Consider the following 15027-nt stretch of genomic DNA (forward strand, 5'->3'; position numbering starts at 1 on the left):
TTAGCAGGAACACAATGAGCACGGAACCTCTCTATCTAGAAAAAGAATTAAGTTGGCTTTCCTTTAACGAACGCGTCCTTCAGGAAGCGGCAGACAAGTCGGTGCCGCTGATTGAACGGGTGCGTTTTCTGGGGATCTTTTCCAGCAACACCGATGAGTTTTACCAGGTTCGCTTTGCTGACGTGAAACGCCGGATCCTGATCAACGAAGAGCAAGGCGGCGATCAGGGCGCCAAGCAATTACTCAGTAAGATTCAGAGCCGGGTCCTGAAGCTCAACCAGGACTTCGACAGCCTCTACAACGAAATCCTGCTGGAAATGGCCCGGCGCCATATTTTTCTGGTCAATGAACAACAGCTGGATGACAACCAGCAGGTTTGGCTGCGCAAGTACTTCCGCAATGCCATCTTGCCCCACGTCACCCCGATCCTGCTGACGGCCGACATTGATCTGCTGGAATTCCTCAAGGATGAATACTCCTATCTGGCTGTCGAGATGCAGCAGGATCAGAAGAAACGTTATGCGCTGATCGAAATCCCGACCGACCAGCTGCCGCGTTTCATTCAGTTGCCGGAGGCCAAAGGCAAACGACGCAAGACTTTAATTTTGCTCGATAACATACTGCGTTTCTGCCTGGATGACATCTTCAGCGGCTTTTTTGACTATGACAACCTGGCCGCTTACTCGATGAAGATGACCCGGGATGCCGAGTACGACCTCAGCCTGGAAGTCGAACACAGCCTGATGGAGCAGATGTCGGAAGGCCTGAACCAGCGCCTGACGGCGATGCCGGTACGGTTTGTCTATCAGCGGGACATGCCGGCCGATATGGTTGATGTGCTGTGCCGGATGCTGAAAGTCTCCAGTTACGACAGTATCATTCCGGGTGGCCGCTACCACAACTTCAAAGACTTTATCGGCTTCCCGAATGTCGGCCGCAACTACCTGGAAAACAAGCCGCTGCCACCGCTGGACAGCTTCCATTTCACCAACGCCCGCAATGCGTTTGAAGCCATCAAAGCCCAGGATATCCTGCTGTACTATCCGTACCACACCTTCAACCATATGACCGAGCTGGTGCGCCAGGCGGCCTATGACCCGAAGGTGCTGGGGATCAAAATCAACATCTACCGGGTCGCCAAAAACTCCCGCATCATCGAGTCGATGATCGATGCCGCCAACAACGGCAAGCGCGTCACTGTGGTGGTTGAGTTGCAGGCTCGATTCGATGAGGAGGCCAACATTCTCTGGGCCCGCCGCCTGACCGAAGCCGGTGTGCATGTGGTGTTCGGGGTGCCCGGGTTGAAAATTCACTCCAAGCTGTGCCTGATCACCCGACGCGAAGACGACCGGCTGGTGCGCTATGCCCACATCGGGACCGGGAACTTCCACGAAAAAACGGCGCGGATCTATACCGACTTCTCCCTGATGACCTGTAATGATGAAATCACCGCAGAAGTGCGTCAGGTATTCGGCTATATCGAAAATCCGTACCGGCCGGTGAAATTCAAGCACCTGATTGTCTCACCGCGCAATTCCCGCAGTCGTCTCTATGATCTGATTGATCGCGAAATTGCCCATGCCAAGCAAGGTTTGAAGGCCGGGATTATACTGAAAGTCAACAATCTGGTAGACAAGGGCCTGATCAACATGCTGTACCAGGCCAGTGGCGCCGGGGTGGAGATCAAACTGATCGTCCGTGGCATGTGTACGCTGATCCCGGGACTGAAAGGGATCAGCGAGAATATCTCGGCCATCAGTATCGTCGATCGCTTCTTAGAGCACCCGCGGGTGATGGTGTTTGAAAACAGCGGGGATCCGGAAGTGATTATCTCTTCTGCCGACTGGATGACCCGCAACATCGACAACCGGATTGAAGTCGGCAGCCCAATCCGGGACCCGGCCCTCAAGCAGCGAATTATTGATATCCTCAATATTCAGCTCAGTGATACCGTGAAGGCCCGGATTGTCGACAAAGAGATGAGCAATCAGTACGTGCCGCGCGGGAACCGCCGCAAGATCCGCTCGCAAATTGAGATCTATGATTATCTGAAGCAAACTGAGAAACAGCTGCGCAAGAAGGCAAAAGACGCCGAGAAGGCGGAGAAATCAGAGAAAGCGGAGCAGTCTGCACCAACCGAAAAAGTAGAAAAAGCGATGATGAACAATGATTGATAATGAACGCCCCCGTGAAATAGCTGCGATCGATATTGGCTCCAATAGCTTTCATATGGTCGTGGCCAGGGTCGTCGGTCAAAGCCTGCAGATCATCAGCCGGCACAAGCAGCGTGTCCATATGGCCAGCGGCCTGGATGACTATCAAAACCTGGATCAGGCTGCCATTCAGCGCGGCCTAGACTGCCTGGCGATGTTTGCCGAGCGTCTGCAGGGATTTGACCCGGACAATGTGCGGATCGCCGCCACCTACACGCTGCGCCAGGCCCGCAATGCCCACGTGTTTATCAAGCGGGCTGAGCGGGTGATCCCGTATCCCATTGAGATTATCCCCGGTACCGAAGAAGCCCGCCTGATATATCTCGGCGTGGCCCACACCCAACCGGAGAAGAACCGCAAACTGGTGGTGGATATCGGCGGCGGCAGCACCGAGCTGGTGATCGGCGAGGATTTCCATGCCCATCTGCTGACCAGCAAGCATATGGGTTGTGTCAGTTACCACAAGAACCACTTCGGCAAAGGCAAGATCAACGCCAAACACATGGCTGCCGCCACGCTAGCGGCGGAGCAGAAACTGGAAAGTATTGCCGGGAAATACCGCCGCAGCGGATGGGACAGTGCCCTCGGCTCATCCGGCACCATTAAAGCGATCCGCGAAGTGCTGGTCGAATCCGGCCATAGTGACGGCATCATCACCCCGGCGCGGCTCCACGAGCTGACGGAGAAGATCCTTCAGTTCAAGCATACCGATGATTTGACACTGCCGGGCCTGACCGATGATCGTAAATCGGTCTTTCCGGCCGGGGTTGCGATCCTCAATGCCGTCTTCAAGGCCCTGAAAATCGAAGAAATGGTGTTTTCAGACGGTGCGCTGCGCGAAGGCTTGCTGTATGAAATGGAGGACCGGTTCCGCCACAGTGATATCCGGACCCGCACGGCCAGCGCCATGGCTGAACAATACAATGTCGATCTCGAGCAGGCCAACCGGGTCAAGGCCACAGCGGAAATGCTCTATGATCAGGTGGAATCCCAACCCGGTCTTGCCAAAAGCGAGCTGGCAACCTTACTGAGCTGGGGAGCCCTGCTGCACGAAGTCGGCTTGAGTATCAGCTATCCGGGTTTTCACCGTCACTCGGCCTACCTGCTGCGCCACAGCACCATGCCGGGCTTCAACTTTGAGCAACAATCGGTACTGGCGACCCTGGTTCGATTCCAACGTAAGAGCCTGAAGCTGAATGAGATGCCGGAGCTGACCATTTACAAGCGCAAGCACCTCTATCCGCTGATCCGGACCCTACGACTGGCCGTGGCACTGAACGGGCAACGCTCCGATGAGCCGCTGCCGCGGATCAAGGTCAAAGCCGATAAGGAACTCTGGGAAATTACCTTGCCCCAGGGCTGGGAAGAGAACAACAAGTTGCTGGCTGCCGATTTGAAAGTGGAGCAGGACTACTGGAGCCGGGCCGGCTGGAAACTGGCGATTACTTCCTGAGCGGTCACCCGCTCTCTCTGATCGCCGCCGAGAATCAATGCCGGGCCCATGCCCGGCTTTTTTCACGCGGTGCTGCCATCTCGTCTTTCCGGTCAAACTTGCCTTCAAGTCAAATCCAGTCTTTCAGGCCAAACTCAGTCCGTCAGCCCCAACCGATGCAGATCGGCATGGACCATGCCCGCCGACAAGGGGACATAACCGTCTTTTTCAACAATAGCCTGGCCTTCACTGGACAAGACGTAACGAATGAACTCCGCCTGCAGGGGTTGCATCGGCTGGTTCGGGTGCTTGTTGACGTAAATATAGAGATAGCGGGCCAGCGGGTAGCGGCCACTCAGCGAATTTTCGATCGTCGCTTCTACGTAATCGTCACCTTCCCGAGCTACCGGGATCGCCCGGATGCCCGTGGTTTTGTAACCAATCCCGGAATAACCGATCGAGTTCAGCGAACTCGAAACCGACTGCACCACCGACGCCGAGCCGGGTTGCTCATTAACGTTATTGCGAAAATCGCCCTGGCACAACGCGCGCTGTTTAAAGAAACCATAAGTACCGGACACTGAATTACGACCAAACAACTGGATCCGCCGCGCGGCCCAACTGCCGCTTAATCCAAGCTGTCCCCAGCGGGTGATCGGCTCGGTGCCGCCACAGCGTAAGGTCCGGGAATAAATGGCATCGAGCTGGGTAAAATTAATGCCCTGCAGCGGGTTGTCCTCATGAACGAACACCGCCAGCGCATCAATCGCCACCCGAACCGCCACCGGCTCATAGCCATACGCCTGCTCAAAGGCTTCAATTTCCTTGGCTTTCATCTGGCGACTCATCGGCCCCAGCTGCGCCGTCCCTTCGATCAGTGCCGTCGGGGCCGTCGACGATCCCGCGGCCTGAACCTGAACATTCACCCCAGGATACAGACGCTTGAATTCTTCCGACCAGTAGGTCATCAGGTTAGCAAAGGTATCGGACCCCACCGAGGACAGGTTCCCCGAAACTCCGCCCACCTTACGGTACCGCTCCAAGCTGGCTTCAGGATCCGGCGCAACAGCCTGAACGGCCGTCATCCAACTGCCAAGCAGCACGCACACCGCAAGACGCAGACAGACATGACTGAACTTCATAACACGAATATCGGCTCTCCTGTTCGGGCTCAAATAAAAACGACAAAAGCGGCGTGAGATCGCCCGAAGGGATCTCTGCCGCTATCCAAACCACGTACCGCCGGCGTCAGGCCACGAAGGCGCTGGCTCAGGCCGCCGCAGCCACCAACCGCTGGGGCAGGGTAAAGGCGAAGGTACTGCCCTCGCCGACCACACTTTCGATTTCCAGATGCGAGTCATGGTGACTCAGCGCATGCTTCACAATAGCAAGGCCCAGGCCGCTCCCGCCGGTTTCCCGCGAGCGGGCCTTATCCACCCGGTAGAATCGTTCCGTTAAGCGGTGAATATGTTGCGGTTCAATCCCCTCGCCTTTATCGGTCACTTCCAGCCGGGGACCGGCAGGCGTGCGATACCAGCGAACCAGCACCTGGGCATTATCCGGGGTGTGCTTGACCGCATTGTAAACCAGGTTGGAAATCGCACTACGCAGTTGATCTTCATCACCAAGCACCTTGAGCGACGGATCAACATCAAAAGTAAACAGTTGCTCATTGCCACCGTTCAGCGAGATCGCCTCTTTTTCCAGAATATCCAGCATGGCCGGTACATCAATGATCTCTTCCAGCTCGATATTCGGCGCAGCTTCAATCTTTGACAGCGTCAGCAGTTGCTCGACCAGCGAATTCATCCGCAGTAACTGTTCGGTCATCACCCCGTGTGCCTTGTCCCACATCGGGCCAACCAGCATTTCGGGATCTTTGGACATTTCCAGATAGCCCTGCAACACCGTCATCGGCGTGCGCAGCTCATGGGAAACATTGGCAAAGAAGTTACGGCGCATGCCTTCAAGCTGCTTCACCTTGGACACATCCCGCACCACCATCAGGTATTCCCCTTCGGTGTAGTGCATGATCCGCAGCTCCAGCGTCCGGTCATAATTGAGCGGCGAGGTGATTTCCAGCGGCGTGTCAAAAGACTGCTTGGCCAGATAGCGGACAAAATCCGGGCTGCGCAGCAGATTGCTGATCGGTTGTCCGGCATCGTCGGGCCAGCGGAACCCTAACAAGTGTTGCGCCAGCTTATTGCACCAGACGATATTGCCTTCACTGCGAAAAACCACCACGGCATCGGGCAGGGATTCCGCACCATTGCGGAAACGGCGGATCAGGGTCGCCAGCTCTTTACGACGGCGACGGTTGCGTTGCTGCAAGCGGTAAATTCCGTTAAACAGCGGCTCCCAACTTCCGGAGCCGGAAGGTGGGGTCAGGCTACGCTCTTTCCACAGCCAGTTCGACATTTTCAACTGATTATGAAAATGCCAGATCAACTGGATCCAGGTCGCCACCAGCAAAAACCAGGGCATATAACCAAAGATCCAACCGAGTGCAATCCAGGGCAGGTAGAAGAAAGCCAGTTCCCAGACCAGCTTTTTCCACGACAGCCGTTCAACCATTGAGGACTCCATTGACACAGCAGCCCCGGGGCGCTGCTGCGTTCAAACGATAACGATAGTTTATGGGGCTACGTGCGGGTGGAGAAGCGGTAGCCCGCGCCGCGCACCGTCTGGACCATTTTGTCATGGCCGGTGCTTTCCAGGGCTTTGCGCAGACGACGAATGTGCACATCCACCGTCCGATCTTCAACGTACACATTGGTACCCCAGACATTGTTCAGCAGCTGCTCACGGCTGTAGACACGCTCCTGGTGCGTCATGAAAAAGTGCAGCATCTTGAACTCGGTTGGTCCCATGTCCAGTTGCTCTTCATTCGACGTCACCCGGTGAGAAACCGGATCCAACTTCAGCCCCTGTACATCAATCACGTCATCCAGGGAAGTCGGGGAAACCCGACGCATCACCGCTTTCAGGCGTGCCATCAGCTCTTTCGGCGAAAATGGCTTGGTGATGTAATCATCGGCGCCGGCTTCCAGGCCACGCACCTTGTCTTCTTCTTCGCCACGTGCCGTCAGCATCACAATCGGGATCTGGCGGGTCATTTCGTCACGTTTCAAATGTTTGATCAGATTGATCCCTGAGCCGCCCGGCAACATCCAGTCCAAAACAACCAGTTCCGGATAGGGTTCGCACAGCTTGTCCAGTGCCGCGTCATAATCTTCGGCTTCAATGGCCTCGTAGCCCTTCTGTTCAAGCACGAAACACAGCATCTCGCGGATCGGCGCTTCATCCTCTACAACAAGAATCCGTCTAACCATAATGATGAATACCTAGTAGTTGTTGTCTGTCGAGCGACATTATGTGTTCTTATTATGACACTTTTGTGACTTTTTACGATAAAAAGCGCATCTCGCCAGCTGGCAGTACCAGTGGGGATGCGCTTCAGTTTTGATGAAATGTTTTATGATTTATCAATCAGTTATAAAAACCGACCTTTAACCTTTGACGGCAATCCGGCTGCGGCCGCCACCCTGCGCTTCCACCGCGACCTGTACTCCGATCCGCTCCACCAGGGTGCCGACATGCGAGATCACGCCAATCTGACGGCCATCGGCCTGCAGGGCATCCAGACAGGCCAGTGCCATTTCCAGACTGTCCGGATCCAGCGTGCCGAAGCCCTCATCAATAAACAATGATCCCAATTGACGGGTATCGGCTGCCAGAGACGCCAGCGCCAGCGCGAGGGCCAGCGAGACCAGGAAACTCTCCCCACCGGAGAGCGACTCCACGCTGCGCACTTCATCGCCCATATCATGGTCGACCACCTGCAACGCCAGCGGGCTGCCCGGCACCGGTTGCAGGGCGTAGCGCGGTGCCAGATCCTGCAAGTGTTCATTCGCCAGCAGCACCAGTTGCTGCAAGGTCAGCCCCTGCGCCAGAGTCCGGAACTTGTTGCCGGTCGCCGAGCCAATCAACTCGCTCATTTTCAGCCACAGCTCGGTTTGCACCTGCTGGCGGCTCAGTGCTTCGGTCAGCGCGCCGGCCTGTTGCTCGGCCTGCTCACCCTGAGCCAACCGCTGGCGGTGCTGGAACAACTGCTCTTCCTGCATCTGCTTTTGCTGCTGCCACGCTTCCAGCTGCCGGGTTTGTTCAGTAGCTTCCTCACTGATTTCATGACGGGCAAACCATTGACGGGCCAACTCAGCCTGAGCCTGATGCTCCGCCACGGCCTGCTCCCGTTCAGCCAGCAGGGTCTGCGCCGCTGAGACTGCCTGCTCAATCGCTTTCAGCGCCTGACGCTCCTGCGCCAGCCAGGTGTCTTCTTTGCTCAGCAACTGCATCAGCTGATGCTCGTTGAGTCCCAGTTTCTGTTGCCAGTCCAGCCAGCGCCGCACGACTTCACGGTGCTGGGCCTGAGTCTCCTGGAGCTGTTGCTGACTGCTGATGCGGGTCGACTCTGCGGCCGCCAATGCTTCCCCGGCCTGACGTTGGGTTGCTTCGGCCTCTCCCAGCGCCTGCTGCGCCGAATCAATCGCCGCTTTATGGCGTTGCTCGAGCGGTTCGAGATCCGCCTCGCCCACCAGTGCCTGTCGCTGCTGCCACAGCTCGGCCGCCTGCAGGCGCAGTTGGTTGGCCTTGTGCTGACCGTCACTGAGCTGATGCTGCAAGCCCGTCAGCGCGGTATGGCACTCGGCCAGCTTAGGTGCCAGCTCAGTCAGCTGTTTCTCCACGTCACGCAGCGCCAGTTGGCTGCCCAGGAACTGCTCAACCTGATACTTCAACTGCTGGATAAATTGCTCTGCACCCTGCTGGCGCAGCATGTCCAACCACTGATCATCACCGTACTGGTCGTTCAACGCCCGGGCGCGGGCATCCAGAATTTCGTGCTGGGTCTGGCTCTGCTCATCGAGCGATGCGAGGCGTCCCTGCCACTGGGTCGCCTGTTGCTCAAGCTGGTGCTGAATTTCTTTCAGTTCGGCCTCGGCACGCTGCACCTGCTGGTACTGCTGTTGCCACTGGCGGACCTGACGGATCTGAACCTGACGCTGCTCCAGACCGGCCTGCAACTGTCGCAGCTCCTGCTGCGTCTGCTCGACAGTCTGCTGCCAGTGCCCCATCTGTTGCTCCAGCTGATCGCGGTCGCTGCCCTGTTGGAGCGTCTCCAGTCCTTCCAGTTGGCTGAAATGAGCCGTCAGTTGGTCAAACAGTTGCGCAATAAACTGCTCGAACTGTTGAAGATCCTGATTGATCCCCGCCAGTCGCTGTTGGCACTGCGGTAGTTGCTGCAACAAATGCTGACGCTCCCCTTCCCCGGCCTGACGCTGCTCAGCCAGCGCCTGCAACCGCTGGCGCAGCGAGTGCAACATCCCCTCCACGGCCGGATGCTGCTCGGCGTAAGGGTGCTCCAGCGCACCGCATAACGGGCAGGGTTCGTCATCTTTAAGCTGGCTGCGGTACTCGCTCAGGTTCACCACCGCCATGCTTTGCTGGTAGGCATGCTCGGCTTCCCGGTATTGCGTCGCCAGCGTCGCCAATTCAGGCTCCAGAACCGCCAGCCGTTGCTCGGCCTGGCGCTGATAGTCCTGCCACTCCCGCAGCTCAGCCACCAGCTTGTTTTTTTGCTGCAACACCGCACCCCACTCTTTGAGGCCGGACATCGCCTGATGCAAGGTGTCACGCTGTTGCTGCAACTCACTGAACCGCTGCTGGGCTTCGTATTGGGCCTGCTCCAGCGCAGCAGCATCCTGCCCGGCCAACTGGGCATCGAGTTCCGCTTGTTGTTGCGACAATGCCTGCATCTGCTGGTTCAGCACCGCCGAGTCCTGCTGATAACGCTGCTGCTCCTGCTGGATCTGCTGCTTTTCCTGGCTCAGCCTTACCAGGGTGCGGTGGGCACTGAGGTATTGATCCAGGTTATCCAGCACCGGCTGGTATTGCTCGGCAACCCCGGCCAGCGCCTGATCACGCTCCAGTATCCGCACCAGTTGCTGCTGACGCTGATGCAGATCCCGTTGCTGCTGTTGATATTGCTGCTGGCGCTGCTGGTGTTCCGCCAGCGTCTGCGTCTGTTGCCAGGCATGCTGCTCAATTTCGTCCAGCTGTTGCTGCAGGCCGCGATGCTGTAAATCCATCGCCGAAGCCTGTTTCAGCTTCGGCTCCAGTGCCTGCCACGCCTGCTGCGCATCTTTCAATTTTTGTTTTGCCGCCTGCACCGCCCCATCACTGTCAACAAGTACCTGTTGGTTGTGCTGTTTGGTCTGTTCGGCCTGCACCAGCGCTTTTTCCAGCCGCGAAAGCTGGAGCTGGGTATGCTGCAACTGGGAAAAATCAGCCGCCGCCGGCTGGGCCTGTTCAACCCGGCTCAGCTGCTCATACCGTGGCGCGGCCTCAGTTTGTGATTGCTGCGCCGCTGCCAGCGCTTCCCGGGTTTCTTCAACCCGGCTCGCCAGCACCGCGTCATTGCGCAGCACCTGACGGTGACCCGCCAACGCGTTGATCTGCTCATCCAGTTGGCTGATCGCCAGTTTCAGGGCGTCGACCTGCGCACCGAGCTGCAGCTTTTCTTCATCACTCAGCAAGGCAATATCGCCCAGCTTGGCCTGCAACTGGCCAAGTTGTTGTTTTTCTTCCCGCGCCCGCTCATAAGCGGCCACCGACAAGCGGCCATAAATTTCGCCGCCGGTCATGCGCTCCAGTAATGCCGCCCGCTCATCGGCGCCGGCTTTCAGAAACGCAGCAAACTCCCCTTGCGGCAACATCACCGCACGGCGGAACTGATCAAACGACAGGCCGATCAGGCGCTCAATCTCGGCCTGCAACTCCTGTTTTTTGCCGGCGAAGCGTTGCCCGGTTTCGATATTTTCCAGCCATTGCTCTGAGGCCTGGATCCGGCCATCCGCCCGGCCACGGGCCCGTCGCACCGTCCAATGCGCCCGCCAGTGGGTGGCGTCATTGGCGACAAAATCAACTTCCGCAAACCCTTCCGCTTTACCGCGCGAGAGAATGCTGCGCACATCATTGGCTTTGATCCGCCCGGCATCGTCATCGCGACCGATTTCGGCATCATTTTTTTTATTCGATTGCAGGCGGGGAATACGGTCATACAAGGCCAGGCAAATGGCATCGAGCAGGGTCGATTTCCCGGCTCCGGTTTTGCCGGTGATGGCAAACAGACCGGCATCGCCGAGCCGGCCGTTGGCAAAATCAATCTCGAATTTATGTTGTAAACTGGCGAGGTTCTCGCCACGTAGCGCTAAAATTTTCATGGTGATACTCATCCACGACTGTTGGTGACAGCGTTTGATTTACCGCTTGTTCGTTGTTTTCATTTAAACTTTCGGATGCAGCGTTTAGTGGTTGCGGCTGTATTCTGGCCGCTGCACCTCAGGTGTCCTGCTCTTCCAGCTGGATCAGCAGGTGCTCGAATGCCGACGCCATGGCCTGATCCGGCTCGCCGTCATATTTTTGATTCCAGCTCAGGGCAAATACCTGCTGCGGCGAGACATCGGACAGCCGTTGGTGGGCCAGCGTCTCCTGCTGCGCCTGCTGGCGATAATGCGGGGTAATTTTAGCCAACCGGACCGCTTTGCCTTCCAGCGCCGTCAGCACTTTCTCGCGCAGCAGCGCCTGCGGTTTATCCAGCAGCACATGCACTTCGAGAAACGGCTGCTGCTCGCGTGGGGCCTCGTTAACCTGCAAGGCCGACAGCTCATCAAGCACCTGTTCAAGCGGTGCCGGAGAAGCCGGGACTTTGAGCATGTCGACCACCCGTGGCACGGCAATCGGGGTGATCTCACTGACCTGCGCGCCGTCGAGTTCCACCAGCACCACCTGATGGTTATAGCCGCGCTCGGACATCGACAACGGCAATGGCGAGCCGCTGTAACGAATATGCTCTTGCTTGGCGACCCGCTGGGCCAGGTGGAGGTGCCCCAGGGCGACATAGCTGATGTCGTCGGCAAAAATCGACGCCGGTAGCGCATGCTGATTACCGCCGAGCACCCGACGCTCGGACATTTCAGACAGCTTGCCGGAGGCCATGTAGGTGTGCCCCATACCAATCAGCGCCTGATGATCCGCTTGTTGCGCCCGCGCCGCGTCGGTCATCTCCCGGTACAGGATTTCCACCCCTTTGATCAGGCGATCGTCTTCCGCATCTAAATTGTCTGTGCGCAAATCAGCACTGCGCAGAAATGGCACCGCCAGCACCCAGGCCGCCTGCTCGCCGTCCTTGTCCGTCAGCGGCACCAGCATGCGCTGGTGATCCAGGTTGCCGTCCGCGTCGCGGTGGATCCCGCCCACCATGTGCAGGTCAAACGCTTTGAGCAGTTCGTGCGGCGCATCGAGCTTACTCGGCGAGTCATGGTTACCGCCGATCATCACCACATCCAGCGTCGGCATCGATTTCGCCAGCCGGGCCATAAAGCGGTACAGCATCCGCCAGGCACTGGCCGGCGGGTTCGCGGTATCAAAAATATCACCGGCCACCAGCAGGGCATCCACCTGGTGTTGCTCCAGGGTGTCAGCCAGCCAGTCAAGAAATGCCTGGTGCTCGTAATCGCGTTGATAGCCATGCAGCTGATGGCCGAGGTGCCAGTCGGAAGTATGGAGAATTTTCATCGTCGGAAACGGGTTGCTCATCAGAAAAACTGCCTCCGATTGTACCTGACTCCACAGTTTTCCCAACCCCGAAACCCACCGGTTTGATGTCAGAAAGTCTGCGACAAATCGCACCTGATGCAATAAGATTGACAGCCCAATGCTCAACCTAGGATGTGTAACCTCCATGATGTGGTTTAAAAACGTACTGACCTATCGCTTTAGCCGTGAGATCGAACTCAACCCGGATCAGCTGGAAAAGCAGCTGGAAGAATTTCGCTTTACCCCGTGCGGCAGCCAGGATATGCAGAAATTCGGCTGGGTCCATGCGCTGGGGAAGCACGGTGATCTATTCACCCATGTCGTTGGTGACAGCATTCTGATCTGCGCTCGCAAAGAAGAAAAAATGCTGCCGTCTTCCGTGATTAAAGAATCGCTGAGCGAGAAAGTCGAAGCGATGGAAGTCGAGCAGGGACGCAAGCTGAAGAAAAGCGAAAAAGATACCCTGAAAGATGAGATCGTGATGGATCTGCTGCCGCGTGCATTCAGCCGTCGCCAGCAAACCTATGCGCTGATCATGCCAAAACAAGGCTTTATCCTGGTCGATGCCGGCAGCTTCAAGAAAGCCGAAGATCTGCTGGCGCTGCTGCGCAAATCAATCGGCAGCCTGCCGGTGGTGCCGGTCACCGCTGAGAAACCGGCCGAGCTGACCATGACCGAGTGGGTGCGCTCCGGCACCTCGCCGAACGGCTTCACCATTGGTGAAGAGGCCGAGCTGAAAGCCCTTCTGGAAGAAGGCGGCGTGATCCGCTGTAAACAGCAGGATCTGAGCTGCGACGAAATCCTGGCCCATATCGAAGCCGATAAGATGGTCACCAAACTGGCGATCAACTGGCAGGACCGGATTGATTTCATCCTCGGTGACGATCTGTCGCTCAAGCGCCTGAAGTTTGCCGATGAGCTCAAGGATCAGAATGAAGACATCGACCGTGACGATATCGCGCAGCGTATTGACGCCGATCTGTCACTGATGGCCGGTGAATTCTCGGCCTTCCTGCCGAACCTGTTCGACGAACTGGGCGGTCTGGAAGCCAAAGCTTAACGCTGAAACCTGAGCCCTAAAATTCATGAGCGGCGCACGCATGGTGTCGCCGCTCTGCTTCAAACCCGCAGCAGCGCTTCTCCCCGCCTCTGCTTTTACACCGTCCACCGTCAAGCCGTCCCGACCACTTGCCAGTCCCGGTAGCCCGAGACCGCCACTTTATCCCTGTATCCATTGCCTTTGTGGGTGGGATCACAGTAAAATCCCGCCTCAACTCCGCATCCCAGGAGATGCGGCCTGATTTGCAATCAGACACTGGATTATAAGAGCTATGTTTAAACCTGAATTGTTATCGCCTGCGGGCAGCCTGAAAAACATGCGTTACGCATTTGCCTACGGTGCAGATGCCGTGTACGCCGGCCAACCACGTTACAGCCTTCGTGTTCGTAACAACGAGTTCAACCACGACAACCTGAAAATCGGGATCGACGAAGCACACGCACAGGGCAAAAAACTGTACGTGGTTTGTAACATTCAGCCGCATAACTCGAAACTGAAAACCTTCATCCGCGATTTGAAACCCATCGTCGAGATGGGCCCGGACGCCCTGATCATGTCTGATCCGGGTCTGATCATGATGGTGCGCGAAAACTTCCCTGAAATGCCGATCCACCTGTCGGTTCAGGCGAACGCTGTGAACTGGGCCACGGTGAAATTCTGGGCCTCACAAGGCGTTGAGCGTGTGATTGTCTCGCGTGAGCTGTCGCTGGAAGAGATCGAAGAGATCCGCGAGCACTGCCCGGAAACCGAGCTGGAAGTATTCGTTCACGGTGCGCTGTGCATGGCTTACTCTGGCCGCTGTCTGCTGTCTGGCTACATGAACAAGCGTGACCCGAACCAGGGCACCTGCACCAACGCCTGCCGCTGGGAATACAAAGCTGAAAAAGCCACTGAAGATGATTCCGGCCAGATCGTGGAAGTTCAGGAAGCGTCTGCAGTGCAGATGCAAGAGCCTGAGCGTCCGGAAGTGGCGATCGGCAAAGGCAAGCCAACTGACGAAGTGATGCTGCTGAGCGAAGCACACCGTCCGGATGAAAAAATGGCGGCGTTTGAAGACGAGCACGGCACTTACATCATGAACTCCAAAGATCTGCGTGCCATCCAGCACGTGGAGCGTCTGACCCAAATGGGCGTGCACTCGCTGAAAATCGAAGGCAGGACCAAATCGTTCTACTACTGTGCCCGTACCGCGCAGGTTTACCGTAAAGCGATCGACGATGCCGTTGCTGGCAAGCCGTTTGATGAGAGCCTGATGGGCACGCTGGAGAGCCTGGCGCACAGGGGTTACACTGAAGGCTTCCTGCGTCGCCACACCCACGATGCGTACCAGAACTACGAGTACGGTTACTCGATTTCTGACTCCCAGCAGTTTGTGGGTGAGTTCACCGGCAAGCGTCGCGGCGATCTGGCAGAAGTCGAAGTGAAGAACAAATTCATGGTTGGCGACAGCATGGAGCTGATGACGCCGAACGGCAACGTGATCTTCACGCTGGAAGCGATGGAAAACCGTAAAGAAGAAGCGATCACCGATGCCAAAGGTAACGGCCACTTTGTATTCATCCCGGTTCCGGCCGATATGGATCTGGCCTACGGCCTGCTGATGCGTAATCTAAACTCAGGTGAGAACACCCGTAACCCGCATGGACCAAAAGACGGTAAGTAATCGC

Annotated in this window: 9 protein-coding genes; 4 read left to right on the forward strand and 5 right to left on the reverse strand. The window is 56.9% G+C overall.

Features of this window, described 5'->3' with window-relative positions:
• Window positions 1-14: 14 nt before the first annotated feature.
• Together ppk1 and ppx are read left to right on the forward strand one after the other, a co-directional pair.
• Window positions 15-2174 carry a polyphosphate kinase 1 gene (gene ppk1, locus NH461_RS13175; protein ID WP_261600792.1) on the forward strand — a complete coding sequence of 720 codons (2160 nt, stop codon included), beginning with the start codon at window positions 15-17 and terminating at the stop codon, window positions 2172-2174.
• Window positions 2167-3666 (forward strand): exopolyphosphatase, encoded by a 1500-nt coding sequence (ppx, locus tag NH461_RS13180; protein WP_261600793.1) that lies wholly within the window; start codon window positions 2167-2169, stop codon window positions 3664-3666. The genes ppk1 and ppx overlap by 8 nt, the downstream gene beginning before the upstream one ends.
• Before the next feature lie 134 nt (window positions 3667-3800).
• Here ppx and NH461_RS13185 read toward each other — a convergent pair whose 3' ends face one another.
• The 5 genes from NH461_RS13185 to NH461_RS13205 form a co-directional block, all read right to left on the reverse strand.
• The gene (locus NH461_RS13185; RefSeq protein ID WP_261602909.1) at window positions 3801-4730 is read right to left on the reverse strand and encodes a PstS family phosphate ABC transporter substrate-binding protein; all 930 of its coding nucleotides are present in this window, start codon (window positions 4728-4730) and stop codon (window positions 3801-3803) included.
• Window positions 4731-4914: 184 nt separating this feature from the next.
• Window positions 4915-6219: a phosphate regulon sensor histidine kinase PhoR gene (gene phoR, locus NH461_RS13190; protein ID WP_261600794.1), complete on the reverse strand. Its 1305-nt coding sequence runs from the start codon at window positions 6217-6219 to the stop codon at window positions 4915-4917.
• A gap of 68 nt (window positions 6220-6287) precedes the next feature.
• Entirely contained in the window at window positions 6288-6977 is a 690-nt protein-coding gene (gene phoB, locus NH461_RS13195; RefSeq protein WP_261600795.1) for a phosphate regulon transcriptional regulator PhoB, read from the reverse strand.
• A 177-nt stretch (window positions 6978-7154) separates the two neighbouring features.
• The gene (locus NH461_RS13200; RefSeq protein ID WP_261600796.1) at window positions 7155-10925 is read right to left on the reverse strand and encodes an AAA family ATPase; all 3771 of its coding nucleotides are present in this window, start codon (window positions 10923-10925) and stop codon (window positions 7155-7157) included.
• A gap of 118 nt (window positions 10926-11043) precedes the next feature.
• Window positions 11044-12279: an exonuclease SbcCD subunit D C-terminal domain-containing protein gene (locus tag NH461_RS13205; protein ID WP_315903248.1), complete on the reverse strand. Its 1236-nt coding sequence runs from the start codon at window positions 12277-12279 to the stop codon at window positions 11044-11046.
• Window positions 12280-12448: 169 nt separating this feature from the next.
• On the opposite strand from NH461_RS13205, the gene rdgC reads away from it, so the two are divergent.
• Window positions 12449-13360, forward strand: a complete 912-nt coding sequence (gene rdgC, locus NH461_RS13210) for a recombination-associated protein RdgC (protein WP_261602910.1) — start codon at window positions 12449-12451, stop codon at window positions 13358-13360.
• 271 nt (window positions 13361-13631) lie between these two features.
• Window positions 13632-15023, forward strand: a complete 1392-nt coding sequence (gene yegQ / locus NH461_RS13215) for a tRNA 5-hydroxyuridine modification protein YegQ (RefSeq protein ID WP_261600798.1) — start codon at window positions 13632-13634, stop codon at window positions 15021-15023.
• The last annotated feature ends 4 nt before the right edge of the window (window positions 15024-15027 follow it).

Origin of the sequence: Photobacterium sp. TY1-4 (assembly GCF_025398175.1) — a bacterium.
Lineage (GTDB): Bacteria > Pseudomonadota > Gammaproteobacteria > Enterobacterales > Vibrionaceae > Photobacterium.